The organism is Fervidicella metallireducens AeB (assembly GCF_000601455.1).
Classification (GTDB): domain Bacteria; phylum Bacillota; class Clostridia; order Clostridiales; family Caloramatoraceae; genus Fervidicella; species Fervidicella metallireducens.
Map to the genome: position 1 here is coordinate 55847 of NZ_AZQP01000006.1, position 17312 is coordinate 73158.

Below are 17312 nucleotides of genomic sequence, written 5' to 3' on the forward strand. Positions count from 1 at the left end.
ATGGGATGGTTTGATAAACTAAAAGAAGGATTGGCTAAAACTAGAGATAGTCTTACTGGTAAGGTTGATCAGATACTTTCATTCAGTAGACCAGTTGATGAAGAATTATTAGAGGAGCTTGAGGAAGCGTTAATAATGTCTGATATAGGATTTCAAACAACAACAGATATTATAAATTTATTAAGAAAAAGGATAAAGGAAAAGAAAGTTTCAGATGCTGAAGAAGTTAAAAAACTCTTGAAAGAAATAATAATAGAATTACTTGGAAATGAAGTTAGAAATATTTTACCTGAAAAAACTTTAGCTGTATACATGGTTGTTGGTGTTAACGGAGTAGGTAAAACTACTTCAATTGGGAAAATGGCTGCTTATTTAAAAAATAAAGGATATAAGGTAATGCTGGCTGCTGGAGATACCTTCAGGGCAGCAGCAATTGATCAGCTTGAAGTATGGGGAAACAGAAGCGGAATAGATGTTATAAAGCATCAGGAGGGAGCAGATCCTGCTGCAGTAATTTTTGATGCAATTCAGTCTGCAAAGGCTAAGAAAATAGATGTATTAATTTGTGATACCGCGGGAAGATTACACAACAAGAAAAATTTAATGGAAGAGTTGAGAAAAATTAATAAAATTATTGAGAGAGAATGTCCTGATGCTTATAAGCAGACACTACTTGTGCTAGATGCAACTACAGGTCAGAATGCAACAATACAAGCAAAACAATTTATGGAAGTATCAGATGTTAATGGCATAATTCTTACAAAGTTGGATGGAACTGCTAAGGGTGGAATTGTTATAGCAATAAATAATGAATTAAAAATTCCGGTGAAAATGATTGGTGTTGGCGAAGGAATAGAAGATCTTCAAGAATTTGACCCAACAGCTTTTGCAAATGCTTTGCTATAGAACATATACAATAAAGATGTGTAATTTACATTTTAAATGTTAAGTAAAATTACTTGACAGCTTTAATCCTTTTTGTTATTATCATTTAAGGATGTGTTAAGTGTGATTAACAAGTATAGTGAAATAGCATTACTGCTTGATTTTTATGGAAATCTTTTAACTGAAAAGCAAAGACAAATACTATCCTACCATTTTGAAGAGGATATGTCTTTAGGAGAGATATCTGAATTATTAAATATATCAAGACAAGCAGTTCACGATGTAGTTAGAAGAAGTGAGAAAATTTTGAGACACTATGAAGATAAACTAGGACTAGTGAGCAGGTTTATTTTGCAGAAGCAAAAATTAGAAAAAGTTAAAGAAAAATTGTTGGTACAAAATAAGCAGGAATTAATTGAGGTAATTAACTTAATAGATGAGCTTATTGAACAATAATGGGAGGTTTATATATGGCTTTTGAAGGTCTTTCCTCAAAATTACAAGAAGCCTTTAAAAAATTAAAGGGTAAGGGTAAGTTAACTGAAAAAGATGTAAAAGATGCTATGAGAGAAGTAAAGTTAGCTTTGCTTGAAGCTGACGTTAATTATAAAGTTGTTAAGGATTTTATTAATACTGTAAGTGAAAGATCAGTAGGACAGGAAGTAATGGAAAGCTTAACACCAGCTCAACATGTAATCAAAATAGTAAATGAAGAACTGGTAACTCTTATGGGAAAAACTGAAAGCAAGCTTAATGTTTCGTCTATGCCACCGACCATTATTATGTTTGTTGGTTTACAAGGTGCAGGTAAAACAACGATGACAGGAAAACTTGCATTGTACCTGAAAAAACATAACAAAAAGCCATTGCTAGTTGCTGCTGACGTATATAGGCCAGCTGCAATAAAACAATTACAAGTTCTTGGTAATCAGATTGACGTACCTGTTTTTAGTCTGGGTGATAAAGTTAGTCCAGTTGATATAGCAAAAGCAGGAGTTGAAAATGCTAAAAAGATTGGTGCTGACTATGTAATAATTGACACAGCAGGAAGATTGCATATAGATGAGCAGTTGATGGATGAACTCAAGAATATTAAAGAGGCGATAAATCCCAATGATATTATGCTGGTTGTTGATGCAATGACAGGTCAGGATGCTGTGAATGTTGCTGAACAGTTTAATGCTTCTCTAGATATAACAGGAGTAATTCTTACAAAGTTAGATGGGGACACTAGAGGAGGAGCTGCATTATCAATAAGAGCTGTAACTGGGAAACCAATAAAATTTGCTGGAGTGGGAGAGAAACTATCTGATTTAGAAGTATTCCATCCTGACAGAATGGCTTCAAGAATACTCGGTATGGGAGATATACTGAGCTTAATTGAAAAAGCTCAGGAAAGCATAGATGAAAAGCAGGCATTGGAGATGCAGAAAAAGCTTATGACGCAACAGTTTACCCTTGATGATTTTCTGTCACAGATGCAGCAAATGAAAAAGATGGGGCCTTTAAAGGATATTTTAAAAATGGTACCGGGACTTGATTCAGCTAAATTAGGTGATTTAGAAGTAGATGAACGGGAAATAGCCCGTACTGAGCAATAATTAAGTCCATGACAAAGCAAGAAAGACAAAATCCATCAATTATTAATGCCAGTAGAAAAAAAAGAATTGCTGCAGGATCTGGAACAAAAATTCAAGATGTTAATAAGTTGTTAAGTGGATTCGAACAAGCAAGAAAAATGATGAAGCAGTTTTCAGATATGCAAAAAAATATGAAAAAAGGGAAATTTAAATTTCCTTTCTTTAAATAAATAATTTTCTAGACATTTTAAGGAGGTGAGTATAATGGCAGTAAAAATAAGATTAAGAAGAATGGGTGCAAAAAAAGCTCCTTTCTACAGAGTAGTAGTAGCTGATTCAAGATCACCAAGAGATGGTAAGTTTATAGAAGAAATAGGATTCTACAATCCTACAACTGAGCCAGCAGAAGTAAAAATTGATTCTGAAAAAGCTAAAAAGTGGATTGCAAATGGTGCACAACCTTCTGATACTGTAAGAAGTCTTTTCAAAAAGGCAGGTATTATAGAATAAGAGAGGTGCATATGATGCAAGAATTAGTTTCAGCTATTGCTAAAGCATTAGTTGACAATCCAGAAGCTGTTCAGGTTAAAGAAATATCCGGAGAGCAGTCAGTGATCATTGAACTGAAGGTAGCTCCAGAGGATATGGGTAAAGTAATTGGTAGACAAGGCAGAATTGCTAAAGCAATAAGAACAGTTGTTAAGGCGGCTGCTACAAAGGAGAATAAAAGAGTAGTAGTTGAGATAATATAAAAAGAGTTAGGATTTCCTAACTCTTTTTAAACATAGAGGGTGAGAAAAATGATTAATTTTTTAAAAGTTGGTCAAATTATAAATACTCATGGAATCAGAGGAGAAGTTAAAGTTTATCCATTGACAGATGATGTAAAGCGCTTTAGTTCACTTAAAAAAGTGTTTATTAAAAAAGATGAAGAATATATACCTATAGAAGTTCAGGGAGTAAAATATATAAAGAATTTAGTTATATTAAAACTTTCAGGCATAGAAGATATGAATGAAGCTATGAGATATAAAAATGTTTTTTTATATGTAGATAGAGAAAATGCAGTAGAACTTTCTGAGGATACTTATTTTATTGCTGATCTAATCGGAATTGAAGTTATTGAAGAAGATGGCAGAAAATTAGGCAATATTGTTTCAGTTTTTTCTACTGGTAGTAACGATGTTTATGAAATAAAGCAAGAGAACGGTAAAACATTTTTAATTCCTGCTATAAAAGAAGTCGTTAAAAATGTAGATATAGAAAACAAAAAAATGATAGTTAAATTATTAGAGGGATTATTATGAAGTTTGATGTATTAACTTTATTTCCTGAGATGTTTCAGGTGTTTGAGCACAGTATCATAAAACGTGCAAAAGATAAGGGGATACTCAATATAAATCCAATTAACATAAGGGATTATTCTGGTAATAAACATAAAAAAGTTGATGATTATCCTTATGGCGGAGGTCCAGGTATGGTAATGCAAGCTGAGCCTATATACAACGTTGTTGAAGCATTACAAAATCAGTACGGGTATAAGCCATTTACGATATTAATGACTCCCAGAGGAAGGAAATATAACCAGAATATTGCTAGAGAATTGAGTAGTAAAGAACATGTACTGTTAATTTGTGGACATTATGAAGGCATTGATGAAAGGATAATGCCGCTAGTTGATGATGAAATATCTCTTGGAGATTTTGTACTTACAGGAGGAGAAATTGCTGCAATGGCAGTAATAGATTCTGTTTCAAGATTAGTACCAGGTGTATTGTCATGTAACGAGAGTTACGAAGATGAGTCATTTTATAACAGTTTACTTGAATATCCTCAATATACGAGACCAGAGGTATATAAAGGAATGAAAGTGCCTGAGGTGCTTTTATCAGGTCACCATAAGCTGATTAATGAGTGGAGAAAGTATCAATCTTTAAAAATAACTTATGAAAAAAGACCTGATTTAATAAACAAAACTAAATTGTCAAAAGAAGAGCTTAAAATTTTAGATAAAATAAAAAAAGATTTAGATGTAAATGTTGATAAATAGAAAACAATATGATATAATTTTCATTGTGTTATTACGGGCGGTCCTCTGCAAAATAAGCACGAACGTCTATGAAAGGAAGGAGGGAAAGGCATGGATTTAATTAGAGCTATCGAAGCTGAACAATTAAGAAGTGACCTTCCAGAGTTTAATGTAGGTGATACTGTAAAGGTACACGTTAAGGTAAAAGAAGGAAACAGAGAAAGAATTCAAGTTTTCGAAGGCATCGTTTTAAAAAGACAAAACGGTGGAATTAGAGAAACATTTACTGTAAGAAGAATTTCTTATGGTGTAGGTGTTGAAAGAACATTCCCAGTTAACTCACCAATGATTGATAAAATCGAGGTAGTTAGAAGAGGAAAGGTAAGAAGAGCTAAGCTTTACTATCTAAGAAAGAGAGTAGGTAAGGCTGCTAAAGTTAAGGAAATTATGTATTAATAAAATGGGACTGTATTCACAGTCCCATTTTATTATAAACAGATTTATTATTGAATTTGAAATGGATAAAATAATTATATAAAAAATTAATACGAGGAGGGAAGTGTGCCTAACCCGGGCTGTAAAACAAAGTTTTACAATGTATATCAAATTGCGATATATGAGAAAGTAATATGGCTTTCAGGGGTGAATTATGGTTATACAATGGTATCCTGGACACATGGTAAAAACAAAGAGGCAAATACAAGAGAGTTTAAAACTAATAGATGTGATCATAGAGATTTTGGATTCAAGAATACCGGAGAGCAGTAAAAATCCTGATTTAGATAAGCTAATATCTGATAAACCTAAGGTAGTATTATTGAATAAATGCGATTTGGCGCAGGATTCAGTAACAAAGGAATGGATTAAATATTATAGGAGTAAAGGAATAACTGCTCTTGAAATCGATTCAATAACAGGAAAAAATATAAACAAAGTTTATAATGCTGTGAAAGTCGCTACGAGTGAAAAATTCGAAAAAAAGGCTGCAAAAGGAATTGTAGGAAGGCCTGTGCGGGCTTTAGTTGCAGGTATACCTAATGTTGGTAAGTCATCATTTATAAATAAAATATCGTCTAAATCAAATGCTCAAACAGGGGATAAACCAGGGGTTACAAAAAACAAACAATGGATTAAAGTAAATAAGGATTTTGAATTAATGGATACACCTGGAATCCTATGGCCAAAATTTGATGACGAGAAGGTTGCTTATCACTTGGCTTTCACTAGAGCAATTAAAGATGAAATATTAGACCCTGAAGAACTTTCTGTAAAACTAATCGAAGAATTGATGAATAAAGATAAAGATATAATTATAAAGAGATATAATGTTGATGTATTAAAGGATGCCTATGAGACATTAAAAATGATAGGGAAAAAACGAGGTTGTATGGTATCTGGCGGTGGAATAGATACTCAAAGAGCTGCAATTTTGATTTTAGATGATTTTAGATCTGGAAAATTGGGTAAAATTACATTAGAGTATCCAACTTCTGAATCAATAGTGGAGGAAAGTTAATGGAAAATTATACGGCAAAAGAAATACAAGATTATCTTAGCAGATGTAATTATGAAGAGTTTATAAAGTTAAAAGAACAATTAAAGAATGAAACCAGAAAAAGTGTGTTAAATTTAATTGAAAAAACAGAAAAAAGACTCAATGACTCTAAAAAACAATACCAAGAATATGAAAAAAGAAGCTATTACGAAAAACAGCTTTTATCTAAGGGTATCCAATATATTGCTGGTGTTGATGAAGTTGGGAGAGGACCGTTAGCAGGTCCGGTTTATGCAGCCGCAGTAATTTTGAATCCTGATGTAGAAATACTTGGTATAAAGGATTCAAAAAAATTAACTCAACATCAAAGAGAGATTCTCTCTGATGAAATAAAAAAGAAGTGTTTTGCTTATTCAATTGGATACGCAACTCCAGATGAAATAGATAGATTTAATATATTAAATGCAACAAAGTTAGCGATGAAAAGGGCTATATATGGCTTAACAGTATGTCCAGAACATTTATTAATAGATGCTTTAAAGCTCGATATATCAATTTCTCAAACATCAATTATAAAGGGAGATGATAAATCAAACTCTATTGGAGCAGCATCAATAGTTGCTAAAGTTGCAAGAGATAAGTTCATGGATGAGATGTCTTATATGTATCCTGAATATCAATTTAATAAGAATAAAGGCTATGGTACAAAGGAGCATATTAATGCAATAAAAGAATATGGTATTTGTGAAATACATAGGAAGACTTTTTTAAAAAACATACTTTAGTTTAATTAATTATAAAAAATGGAAGGGTTTAATTATGCTTAGCAGGAATGAAGTGGGTAAATTTGGTGAAAAGCTGGCCTGTGATTTTCTAATTAAAAATGGTTATACGATACTAGAGAGAAATTTTAGAACAAGACATGGAGAAATTGATATAATTGCAAAAGATAGTGACTTTATAGCCTTTGTGGAAGTTAAAACAAGACGAAGTATAAAATTTGGTCATCCTCGTGAAGCTGTTGATTACTTTAAACAAACAAAAATAAAAAATATTGCAATTGTTTACTTATCCAGAGCAAAATTAAAAAATTTAAACCTACGATTTGATGTTGTGGACATTATACTAGATAATGATGACAAAACTAAATCAATTACAATTATAAAGAATGCCTTTTAGTATAAGAACATAAAAATCGCTGAATTACTTTAGTTAATCCAGCGATTTTTTTAAAATAATGTTAAAAGTTTTTATTTCCAATATTTAATATCGAGACTTCTATACTGTATAGCTTCAGCTACATGTTCTTCCATTATGATGTCAGAGTTCTCCATATCAGCTATCGTTCTGGAGATTTTTAATATTTTACTGTATGCCCTGGTACTTAGTGCCATTGATTTAAAGGCACTTTCAAGTAAAAGATAGCCTTTTTCATCAAGACTACAGTATTTTTTTATATGTTTAGCTTTCATTTGTGCATTACATGTTATGCTTTCATTTTTAAAGCGTTCTGTTTGAATTTTCCTTGCTTTTTCTACTCTTTTTCTGATACTTTCAGAACTTTCTTCATTACTTTTACTGTGTATTTCATTAAACTGTATTGGTTCTATATTAAGATGTATATCTATTCTATCAAGAAGGGGACCAGATATCTTGTTTAAGTAACTTCGAATCTGATTTTCTGAACATCTACATTCCTTTAGTTGATATCCGTAATATCCACAAGGACATGGATTCATACTGGCAACTAAAATAAATTTTGAAGGATATTTATATTTACCTTTTACTCTTGATATATAAACATGGCCATCCTCCATAGGTTGTCTTAATGATTCTAAAGTATCTCTTCTGTATTCAGGAATTTCATCCAAAAATAGAACTCCATTATGTGCTAATGATATTTCACCAGGCAATGGATTGCTGCCTCCTCCTATTATGGATGCAGTCGATGCATTACTATGTGGAGAGCGAAAAGGTGGTGAAAATACTACCATTGAATCATCTTTTAAAAGGCCAGAAACACTATAGATTTTTGTTACTTCAATTGCCTGCTGATAATTCAAGAGGGGTAGTATAGTTGGAATTCTTTGAGCTATCATTGTTTTGCCACCACCAGGAGGACCAATCATTATTATATTATGACCACCACTTGCGGCAACCTCAATTGCACGTTTTGCTAGCCGCTGCCCCTTAACTTCAGAAAAATCAATATCGTATGTTAAGCTATCTGGTATTTTAATTTCTTCATTCATTATTTTCTCAAGTATTAATTTATTGTTTAAAAATTCTATTAACTCTATTAATGTGTAAATAGGATATATTTCAATTCCGTCAATAAAATATACTTCATTTTTATTTTGAGCAGGTATAAATATGCGCTTAAAATTTTTTTTCTTAGCTTCAATGACCATTGGTAAAACACCTTTTACGGGCCTTATTTCACCATTTAGTGAAAGCTCGCCGACAAAAATTGAATCACGAATGTCCTGAAAATCAACATCACCGTTGCATATTAAAATTCCAATTGCTATTGCAAGATCAAGATGTGGACCTTCTTTTTTAACATCAGCTGGAGCAAAGTTTACAACCAACTTATGTATCGGAAATTCAATACCAGAATTTTTTATAGCTGATCTTACCCTTTCTTTTGATTCCTTAACTACTACATCAGGAAGTCCCACCATGTTAAAAGCAGGTAGACCACTTTGCATATCAACTTCAACTTCAACTATATAACCATCAATACCAATTAAAGATATGGTGTTAACTTTACAAAGCATAGTATCACTCCTCACAAATGATTATTACCATAATCAAAGAAAATAAACAAATATTTACTTATTTATATCATAAATAATATTATCATAATTGATAAATAGTTGTATAAAATACAAACAATATGATAAAAATGTTTAAATAAAAATAATATTATTAAAAGGAGTTTTTTTATGAAAGATTATATCATTAATATATGGTTTTATTCTTTGAAGTTAAACACCAAAGATAAGATAGAAATTTTATCTATGTTTTCACCTGTTGAATTTTATAATTTTTGCTTTTCTGACTATATTAATTTGGGAATAAATATAATTATTGCTGAGAATATATAAAAATCTAAGGATTTATCTAAGTACGAATTAATATATAAAAATCTTAAAAACAAAGAAATTGAGTTTATATTCTACAATGATGTGAACTATCCTGAAATTCTTAAAGAAATTGCAAATCCACCGATTGGATTTTTTAAGAAAGGTAATATACCTGATTTAAGTAATTCAATAGCAATAGTTGGTGCCAGAAAGGCTTCTGATTACGGAAAAACCACCGCTTATAATATTGCATACGAGCTAGCAAAGAGAGACATAACAATAATCAGTGGTATGGCACGAGGTATTGATACATCAGCTCATAAAGGTGCTATTGATGCGAATGGAAACACAATTGCTGTGTTAGGAAGTGGATTTGACAATATCTATCCAGCTGAAAACTATGGGTTATCTGAAACAATAAGTGAACATGGTTGTTTGATAACAGAATATTTACCAAATGTTAAGCCTTTATCATACAACTTCCCTGAAAGAAATAGAATAATAAGTGGTCTTGCTCAAAAAATTTTAGTTATAGAAGCTGGTGAGAGAAGTGGTTCTTTAATAACTGCAGGGTTTGCATTAGAGCAAGGTAAAGATGTGTTTGCAGTACCTGGAAATATTTTCAGCCCATATAGCAAAGGTACCAATAACTTAATAAAAGATGGTGCTAAGCTAATATCAAACATAGAGGATATATTGGAGGAATATAATCTTAAAAAAGAAGATTATAAAATAAAAAACTTGGACGAGGTTGAAAAAGAGATAGTCAATATTTTAAAATCTGGAGCTGTATCGTTGGAATATTTGATTGAAAATATTAATTATGAAATGAAATTAACATTATCTACTTTGAGTAAATTGGAGTGCAAAAAAATAATAAAAAAAACATATGGTAATTACTATATTTTGTACTAAACTTGATTTTATTTCTATATTTGTTATAATACATTTATTGTAATCGATACAAATTTTGCCGGAGGTGTTAAAATGGCTCAGTCCCTAGTTATAGTGGAATCACCAGCTAAAGCAAAAACAATTGGAAAATTTTTAGGAAAAAACTTTAAAGTTCAAGCATCAATGGGACATGTCAGGGATTTACCTAAGAGCCAAATCGGTGTTGACATAGAAAATAATTTTGAGCCCAAATATATAACTATCAGAGGAAAAGGTCAACTAATTGCATCTTTGAAAAAAGAGGCAAAAAAAGCTGACAAGATTTATTTGGCAACTGACCCTGACAGAGAAGGAGAAGCAATTTCATGGCACTTATCAAATATTCTTGGTTTAAGTGAAGAGGAAAAATGTAGAATAGAGTTTCATGAGATAACAAAACAAGCAATTAAGGAAGCAATAAAAAATAGTAGACCAATTAACAAAAGTTTAGTAGATGCTCAACAAGCAAGAAGAGTTTTGGATAGATTAGTTGGATATCAAATAAGCCTATATTATGGAAAAAGATAAAATGGGGACTCAGTGCTGGAAGAGTTCAGTCAGTAGCTGTAAGTTTGATATGTGATCGTGAAAAAGAGATAAAAGAATTTGTTGCCAAGGAATATTGGTCTATAACTGCAAAACTATCAGCAGATAATAAAACTTTTGAAGCAAAATTTTTTGGTGATAAAAATGGCAAGATGGAATTAGAAAATAAAGAACAAGTTGAGCATGTGATAAGGAACATCGAAAATTCTGTTTTCAATGTTAGTAGCATAAAAAAACAGGAAAAAAGAAAAAATCCTTTACCACCTTTTACAACAAGTACTTTACAACAGGAAGCATACAAAAAGTTAAATTTTACAACAAAAAAGACAATGTCTATAGCTCAGCAACTATATGAGGGTATAGAAATTAAGAAACATGGAAGTGTTGGTTTAATTACATACATGAGAACAGATTCTGTAAGAGTTTCTGAAGAAGCTCAAATCAATGCAAAGAATTTTATAAATAGTTTTTTTGGGGAAAAATATATTGCAAAATCACCAAGAAACTTTAAAACGAAGAAAAATATACAGGATGCTCATGAAGCAATTAGACCAACCTATGTAGAAATGAATCCTGAAGAAATTAAAGATTCATTAACAAATGATCAATACAAGCTATATAAACTGATTTGGTCTAGATTTTTGGCAAGTCAGATGTCTGAAGCTGTTTATGATACGATTTCTGTAGATATCTTGTGTAAGGATTATTTGTTTAGAACAAGTGGAAGCACAATAAAATTCGAAGGCTTCCTTAAGGTGTATAGCATTGAAGAAGATGATGACAATATTAAACTGCCGGAAATTCAACAAGGAGAAAATTTAAAATTAAAATCCATTGAACCTAAGCAACATTTTACACAACCACCTTCAAGATACACAGAAGCTTCTTTGGTAAAGGCATTAGAAGAAAATGGAATCGGACGTCCAAGTACGTATGCTCCTATAATAACAACAATAATTGAACGTGGCTATGTTGAGAGAGAGAAGAAAAATCTAGTTGCTACAGAATTAGGTGAGATTGTAACTGATTTGTTAAAGGAATATTTTAATTCAATTGTGGATATCGAATTTACAGCTGAGATGGAAAGAAAATTAGATGAAATAGAGGAAGGAAAAGTTAATTGGAAAACAGTTATTGAAAACTTTTACGAACCGTTAAAAGAACTTATTAAAATTGCAGAAGATAACATAGGAAAAATTACTTTAGAAGAACAGGTTGAGGAAACTGATATTCTATGCGAAAAATGTGGAAGGAAAATGGTTATTAAAAAAGGTAAATACGGTAAGTTTTTAGCTTGTCCTGGTTATCCTGACTGCAAAAATGCTAAACCTATGGTTGAGGAATTAGACGTTGATTGTCCAAATTGTAATGGCAAAATTGTAGTTAGAAAATCAAAAAAAGGTAAAGTATTTTACGGATGCAATAATTATCCTGAATGTAATTTTGTAAGTTGGGATAAACCAACAAATGCTAAATGTCCTGAATGTGGAAGTTTGTTAGTAGAAAAAACGGTTAGAGGTAAAAAGCAATATAAATGTATTAATAAACAATGTAACTATAAGAAGATAGAAGGGTGATAAAATGGAAGTTGTAGTAATCGGAGCAGGTCTAGCTGGAAGTGAAGCAGCTTATCAACTTGCAGAAAGGGGCATAAAAGTAAAGTTATATGAAATGAGACCTGGAAAATCTACTCCAGCTCATCATACTGATAAATTTGGTGAACTTGTTTGCAGTAACTCTCTTAGGTCCAATCAAATAGAAAACGCTGTTGGCCTTTTAAAAGAAGAGTTGAGAATGTTAAATTCTTTAATTATGAAATGTGCAGATGCCAATGCTGTTCCTGCTGGAGGAGCACTAGCTGTTGATAGAGAAAGTTTTTCAAAATGTATAACTGATGTATTAACCAATCATCCCAATATAGAAGTTGTTAGGGAAGAAATTATGAATATTAATCCTCAAGAATATACAATAATAGCTTCAGGTCCTTTAACTTCAGATAAATTAGCAAATGAAATAGCTAAATTAACAGAAAGTGAATATTTATATTTTTATGATGCAGCCGCACCAATTGTAACCTATGAATCAATAGATATGAACAAAGCTTTTAAAGCTTCTAGATATGGAAAAGGCGAAGATGATTATATAAATTGTCCAATGAATAAGGAAGAATATGAAAAATTTTGGTATGAGCTTGTAAATGCCGAAAGGGCTGAGCTGAAATCATTTGAAAAGGAAATAGTTTTTGAAGGTTGTATGCCAGTTGAAAAAATGGCTGAAAGAGGGATTGATACATTATTATTTGGACCATTAAAGCCTGTTGGTTTAATGGAACCTAAAAGCAAACAGCAGCCATATGCTGTTGTTCAATTAAGACAAGATAACTCAGATGGTACATTGTATAATATTGTTGGTTTTCAAACTCATTTGAAGTGGGGTGAGCAAAAAAGAGTCTTTGGGCTTATCCCTGGTCTAGAAAATGCTGAGTTTGTAAGGTATGGTGTAATGCATAGAAACACTTATATTAATTCTACACAGCTTTTAAAACAATCATTACAAATGAAAAAATTTCCCAAATTGATGTTTGCAGGGCAAATAACTGGGGTAGAAGGATACATCGAATCAACTGCAATGGGAATGCTTGCAGGCCTTAATATGGCTCAATTAGTTAAAGGAGAAAAACCGTATTTGTTTCCTGAAGAAACAGCCATTGGTGCTTTAGCAAAATATATTTCTAACGAAACAGTGAAAAACTTTCAACCTATGAATATAACTATGGTTTGATTTTGCCTTTAAATGAAAGAATTAAAGATAAAAGGGAGAAGAATAAATTAATTTCCCAAAGGGCTTTAGATAAACTGAAAAAATTTGTCGAAATTAATCAAATTTATGTTGATTAATTTGATACTTTGTGTTATATTTAAAATGAAATTTGGAATAAACAATTCTAAATATTTCGCAAATTTAAAGTATTACATTATTAAGCTATCTCAAAATACTACTTAGATAAATTACTGATGTTTATTGATGTTGTTTAATTTTTGGTTGAATTTTAATACGTTTATTTAATCCTTAAATGTAAATTAACCAAAAAATTAATTAAAAAAATAATAATAAATTTCAGAAAATGATAAAAAATATATATAAGATAGTAGTATAGATAAAATAAAAAAATAATAAATAAAAGAAGAAAGGGGATGCGGGAATGAAAACATTGCTAGAAAAAACTAGACTTTTAAATAAAATTCTTCAGAAATCGGCAACAGAACCAGTAGTATTTTCGGATATTTGTAATACTTTAAGTGAAGTGATGAATTGCAATGTATATATCGCAAGTAGAAAGGGAAAGGTTTTAGGGTATACTCTTATTGATAGCTTTGAGTGTGACTTAGTAAGAGAACATGTACTTGAAGAACTAAAATTTCCAGAAGAGTATAATAATCAAATTTTAAAAATTACTGAAACAAGATCTAACTTAAAAGCTAATGGATTTTGTGTTTTTGAAACTTCAAAAGAATGTCTGCATTTAGACAAAATGACTACAATAGTTCCTATAATTGGTAACAGAGAGAGATTAGGAACACTTATAATAGCAAGATATGGTTCTGAATTTACTGATGAAGATATTGTACTAGCTGAATATAGTGCAGCAATTGTTGGTATGGAAATAATAAGATCAAAACAAGAAGAGCTAGAGGATTCAGCTAGAAAGAAGGCTGTTGTTCAATTAGCTATTGGAACTCTTTCATATTCAGAACTTGAAGCTGTAGAGCATATTTTCAATGAAATTGAGGGTAATGAAGGTCTGCTTGTAGCTAGTAAAATAGCGGATAAGGTTGGTATAACAAGATCTGTAATTGTTAATGCACTGAGAAAATTTGAAAGTGCTGGAGTTATTGAGTCAAGATCACTTGGTATGAAGGGAACACATATCAAGATTTTAAATGATAAGTTGATTGATGAATTAAAAAACTTAGAAGTTAAATACTTCTAAGTTTTTTTCTCGTTATATAAACTTAACAAAACTAAGAATAAAGCAGTTAATTAATACTATAATAAAAGTTTTTGTCCATATGCATAATACAATATTTTACAGGTAATAATATTAAAGGAATTTGCTAATGTTATAAATTTTTATTGCATGAATTTATTTTCTATGTTATACTACGTAAGGTGAATAATACACACGCTATACAATATTTGGGAAGGTGCCAGTCTGGTCTCACAAATAGCTAAGTGTAGCGGAGGAAAAACCAGGAGGTGTTTTTATGTCAGTTATATCAATGAAACAATTATTAGAAGCAGGAGTTCATTTTGGACATCAAACAAGAAGATGGAATCCTAAAATGGCTCAGTACATTTTCACAGAAAGAAATGGAATCTATATAATAGATTTACAAAAAACTGTGAAAAAGATGGAAGAAGCTTATGAGTTCGTAAAAGAACAAGCTGCAGAAGGAAAAGAAATTCTTTTCGTAGGTACAAAGAAACAAGCTCAAGATTCAGTTAAAGAAGAAGCTATCAGATCAGGAATGCATTATGTAAACGAAAGATGGTTAGGTGGAATGCTAACTAATTTCAAAACTATCAGAACTAGAATTGAAAGATTAACTGAACTTGAAAAAATGGAACAGGATGGTACATTTGACTTACTTCCAAAGAAAGAAGTTATCAAGTTAAAACATGAAATGGAAAAGCTTGAAAAAAATCTTGGTGGTATAAAGAACATGCATAGAGTACCTGACGTTCTTTTTGTAGTGGATCCTAGAAAAGAAAAGAACGCAGTATCAGAGGCTAAGATTCTTGGAATACCTGTTGTTGGTATTGTAGATACTAACTGTGATCCAGAAGAAGTAGACTATGTTATTCCTGGAAACGATGATGCAATCAGAGCAGTTAAGCTAATAGCTTCAAAGATTGCTGATGCTATAATAGAAGGTAGACAGGGAGAACAAATGGCAGAATAATTTATAAGGTAAGGGTGGAGGGAGCTTAGCCCTTACCTTTAATATCATAGAGGAGGCGTTATGATGGTAATTACTGCTAAAATGGTAAGTGAATTAAGAGAAAGAACAGGCGCAGGAATGATGGACTGCAAAAAAGCATTAACTCAAGCCGAAGGTGACATGGATAAGGCTATAGAAATTTTAAGAGAAAAGGGGCTTGCCGCAGCTGCAAAAAAAGCAGGAAGAATTGCAGCTGAGGGACTTGTAGAAACTTTCATAGTTGAAGGCGGAAAAACAGGTGCTGTTGTTGAATTGAACTGCGAGACTGATTTCGTTGCAAAGAATGATGAATTTATTTCATTAGCAAAGAACCTTGCTAAGCAAGCAGCTTTATCAAAAGCAAATGAAGTTGAAGAAATGTTAGAAGAAAAATACATAGCAGATGAGAACATAACTGTTAGAGAAGCTATAACAGCATTGATTGCTAAACTTGGTGAAAATATGTCACTTAGAAGATTTAAGAGATTTAATGTTGAAAATGGTTTAATTGCTGATTACATACATGGTGGTGGAAGAATAGCTGTATTGGTTAAACTAGAAGCTGAAAAAAGCGAAGGTTTAGCAGAAGTTGCAAAGGAAATAGCACTTCAAGTTGCAGCTGCAAATCCTTTATTCTTAAATAGAGATTTTGTTCCTTCAGAACAAATTGAAAAAGAAAAAGAAATATATAGACAACAGGCAATTAATGAAGGCAAACCTGAAAAAGTCATAGAAAAAATGGTTGAAGGTAGAGTACAAAAATATTTTAAAGAAGTTTGTCTGTTAGAGCAACCTTGGATAAGAGATCAAGACTTAACAATAAAGAAATTTGTTGAAAACAAATCAAAAGAATTAGGTACAGAGATAACAGTTGCTGAATTTGCAAGATTTGAAAAAGGCGAAGGAATTGAAAAGAAAGAAGATAACTTTGTTGAAGAAGTAATGAAACAAACAAGAGCATAACTAAGAGTAGAGAGGACACTTCTGTGTTCTCTCTTTTTGAAAAAAAGGAAAATATATATTCTTGTAGAATAATATTACTGGGGGAGGTTTTATTTTGAATACTCCTAAATATAAAAGGATAATGTTAAAATTAAGTGGCGAGTCTTTAGCAGGTGAACAAGGTTTTGGAATCGATTTCGATACTGTAAACAGAATATCAAAGGAAATAAAAGAAATAATTGATATGGGTGTTGAAGTTGGAGCTGTAGTAGGAGGAGGAAATATTTGGAGAGGAAGAAGTAGTGGTGATATGGATAGAACTACTGCTGACTATATGGGGATGCTTGCAACATGTATAAATGCAATGGCCTTACAGAGCTCACTAGAGCAATTAGGAGTTATGACAAGAGTTCAAACAGCTATTGAGATGAAGGAAGTTGCAGAGCCATACATTCGTAGAAAAGCAGTGAGACATCTAGAAAAGGGTAGAGTAGTAATATTCGCAGCCGGAACGGGTAACCCATATTTTTCTACCGATACTGCTGCAGCATTAAGAGCAGCTGAAATTGAAGCAGAGGTTATTTTATTGGCAAAAAAAGTTGATGGTGTCTATGATAGCGATCCTAACATCAATTCTAATGCTGTAAAATTTGATAAACTATCATTTACTGAAGTGTTAGAAAAAGATTTAAAAGTTATGGATTCAACTGCTTCATCCTTATGCAGAGATAATAACATACCAATAATTGTATTTGCTTTGGATGAACCAGGTAATATAAAAAAGGTTCTTTGTGGTGAAAATATAGGAACAACAGTTGGAAATTTTTAAAG

General features: G+C 31.6%; 16 protein-coding genes and 3 pseudogenes. 18 read left to right on the forward strand and 1 reads right to left on the reverse strand.

The window, feature by feature from the left end; translation table 11 throughout:
* The 11 genes and pseudogenes from ftsY (at position 1) to Q428_RS03215 (ending at position 7168) form a co-directional block, all read left to right on the forward strand.
* Positions 1–906, forward strand: coding sequence for a signal recognition particle-docking protein FtsY (gene ftsY / locus Q428_RS03165; protein WP_035378113.1), 906 nt, complete (start codon positions 1–3; stop codon positions 904–906).
* Positions 907–1008: 102 nt separating this feature from the next.
* Positions 1009–1341, forward strand: a complete 333-nt coding sequence (gene ylxM, locus Q428_RS03170) for a YlxM family DNA-binding protein (RefSeq protein ID WP_242847758.1) — start codon at positions 1009–1011, stop codon at positions 1339–1341.
* Between the two features lie 14 nt (positions 1342–1355).
* Positions 1356–2695, forward strand: a pseudogene (ffh, locus tag Q428_RS03175) (signal recognition particle protein).
* A gap of 34 nt (positions 2696–2729) precedes the next feature.
* On the forward strand, positions 2730–2975 hold the full coding sequence (gene rpsP / locus Q428_RS03180; protein ID WP_035378114.1) for a 30S ribosomal protein S16: 246 nt from the start codon (positions 2730–2732) through the stop codon (positions 2973–2975).
* A 14-nt stretch (positions 2976–2989) separates the two neighbouring features.
* Complete coding sequence (locus Q428_RS03185) at positions 2990–3217, forward strand: KH domain-containing protein (protein WP_035378124.1); 228 nt, start codon at positions 2990–2992, stop codon at positions 3215–3217.
* Positions 3218–3265: 48 nt separating this feature from the next.
* Positions 3266–3772 carry a ribosome maturation factor RimM gene (rimM, locus tag Q428_RS03190; RefSeq protein WP_035378127.1) on the forward strand — a complete coding sequence of 169 codons (507 nt, stop codon included), beginning with the start codon at positions 3266–3268 and terminating at the stop codon, positions 3770–3772.
* Positions 3769–4515, forward strand: a complete 747-nt coding sequence (gene trmD, locus Q428_RS03195) for a tRNA (guanosine(37)-N1)-methyltransferase TrmD (protein WP_035378129.1) — start codon at positions 3769–3771, stop codon at positions 4513–4515. Before rimM ends, trmD begins: the two co-directional genes overlap by 4 nt.
* Positions 4516–4605: 90 nt before the next feature.
* Positions 4606–4950 (forward strand): 50S ribosomal protein L19, encoded by a 345-nt coding sequence (rplS, locus tag Q428_RS03200; protein WP_035378132.1) that lies wholly within the window; start codon positions 4606–4608, stop codon positions 4948–4950.
* 193 nt (positions 4951–5143) lie between these two features.
* Entirely contained in the window at positions 5144–6010 is an 867-nt protein-coding gene (ylqF, locus tag Q428_RS03205; RefSeq protein ID WP_035378134.1) for a ribosome biogenesis GTPase YlqF, read from the forward strand.
* The gene (locus Q428_RS03210; protein WP_035378136.1) at positions 6010–6774 is read left to right on the forward strand and encodes a ribonuclease HII; all 765 of its coding nucleotides are present in this window, start codon (positions 6010–6012) and stop codon (positions 6772–6774) included. Before ylqF ends, Q428_RS03210 begins: the two co-directional genes overlap by 1 nt.
* Before the next feature lie 34 nt (positions 6775–6808).
* A complete protein-coding gene (locus Q428_RS03215) occupies positions 6809–7168 on the forward strand; it encodes a YraN family protein (RefSeq protein ID WP_035378139.1) in 360 nt (119 codons plus the stop codon).
* A 71-nt stretch (positions 7169–7239) separates the two neighbouring features.
* Here Q428_RS03215 and Q428_RS03220 read toward each other — a convergent pair whose 3' ends face one another.
* Positions 7240–8769 (reverse strand): YifB family Mg chelatase-like AAA ATPase, encoded by a 1530-nt coding sequence (locus Q428_RS03220; RefSeq protein WP_035378141.1) that lies wholly within the window; start codon positions 8767–8769, stop codon positions 7240–7242.
* A 360-nt stretch (positions 8770–9129) separates the two neighbouring features.
* Between Q428_RS03220 and dprA the strand changes: the two genes are divergently transcribed.
* The 7 genes and pseudogenes from dprA to pyrH all read left to right on the forward strand — a co-directional run bounded on the left by dprA (position 9130) and on the right by pyrH (position 17310).
* Positions 9130–9993 (forward strand): DNA-processing protein DprA, encoded by an 864-nt coding sequence (gene dprA, locus Q428_RS03225; RefSeq protein ID WP_084478071.1) that lies wholly within the window; start codon positions 9130–9132, stop codon positions 9991–9993.
* Between the two features lie 72 nt (positions 9994–10065).
* Positions 10066–12134 (forward strand): annotated as a pseudogene (topA, locus tag Q428_RS03230) (type I DNA topoisomerase).
* A 4-nt stretch (positions 12135–12138) separates the two neighbouring features.
* Positions 12139–13454 (forward strand): annotated as a pseudogene (gene trmFO / locus Q428_RS03235) (methylenetetrahydrofolate--tRNA-(uracil(54)-C(5))-methyltransferase (FADH(2)-oxidizing) TrmFO).
* A gap of 305 nt (positions 13455–13759) precedes the next feature.
* The gene (gene codY, locus Q428_RS03240; protein WP_035378143.1) at positions 13760–14548 is read left to right on the forward strand and encodes a GTP-sensing pleiotropic transcriptional regulator CodY; all 789 of its coding nucleotides are present in this window, start codon (positions 13760–13762) and stop codon (positions 14546–14548) included.
* A 274-nt stretch (positions 14549–14822) separates the two neighbouring features.
* Positions 14823–15521 carry a 30S ribosomal protein S2 gene (gene rpsB, locus Q428_RS03245; protein ID WP_035378146.1) on the forward strand — a complete coding sequence of 233 codons (699 nt, stop codon included), beginning with the start codon at positions 14823–14825 and terminating at the stop codon, positions 15519–15521.
* Between the two features lie 63 nt (positions 15522–15584).
* Positions 15585–16502, forward strand: coding sequence for a translation elongation factor Ts (gene tsf / locus Q428_RS03250; protein WP_035378154.1), 918 nt, complete (start codon positions 15585–15587; stop codon positions 16500–16502).
* Positions 16503–16596: 94 nt separating this feature from the next.
* A complete protein-coding gene (gene pyrH / locus Q428_RS03255; RefSeq protein WP_035378156.1) occupies positions 16597–17310 on the forward strand; it encodes a UMP kinase in 714 nt (237 codons plus the stop codon).
* The last annotated feature ends 2 nt before the right edge of the window (positions 17311–17312 follow it).

Bases quoted from the DNA above. Each gene is read 5' to 3' on its own strand.
- trmD (WP_035378129.1), top strand. From the start codon at position 3,769: ATGAAGTTTGATGTATTAACTTTATTTCCTGAGATGTTTCAGGTGTTT.
- rpsB (WP_035378146.1), top strand. From the start codon at position 14,823: ATGTCAGTTATATCAATGAAACAATTATTAGAAGCAGGAGTTCATTTT.
- rplS (WP_035378132.1), top strand. From the start codon at position 4,606: ATGGATTTAATTAGAGCTATCGAAGCTGAACAATTAAGAAGTGACCTT.
- ftsY (WP_035378113.1), top strand. From the start codon at position 1: ATGGGATGGTTTGATAAACTAAAAGAAGGATTGGCTAAAACTAGAGAT.
- Q428_RS03215 (WP_035378139.1), top strand. From the start codon at position 6,809: ATGCTTAGCAGGAATGAAGTGGGTAAATTTGGTGAAAAGCTGGCCTGT.
- rpsP (WP_035378114.1), top strand. From the start codon at position 2,730: ATGGCAGTAAAAATAAGATTAAGAAGAATGGGTGCAAAAAAAGCTCCT.
- ylqF (WP_035378134.1), top strand. From the start codon at position 5,144: ATGGTTATACAATGGTATCCTGGACACATGGTAAAAACAAAGAGGCAA.
- Q428_RS03220 (WP_035378141.1), bottom strand. From the start codon at position 8,769: ATGCTTTGTAAAGTTAACACCATATCTTTAATTGGTATTGATGGTTAT.
- Q428_RS03185 (WP_035378124.1), top strand. From the start codon at position 2,990: ATGCAAGAATTAGTTTCAGCTATTGCTAAAGCATTAGTTGACAATCCA.
- Q428_RS03210 (WP_035378136.1), top strand. From the start codon at position 6,010: ATGGAAAATTATACGGCAAAAGAAATACAAGATTATCTTAGCAGATGT.
- codY (WP_035378143.1), top strand. From the start codon at position 13,760: ATGAAAACATTGCTAGAAAAAACTAGACTTTTAAATAAAATTCTTCAG.
- rimM (WP_035378127.1), top strand. From the start codon at position 3,266: ATGATTAATTTTTTAAAAGTTGGTCAAATTATAAATACTCATGGAATC.
- tsf (WP_035378154.1), top strand. From the start codon at position 15,585: ATGGTAATTACTGCTAAAATGGTAAGTGAATTAAGAGAAAGAACAGGC.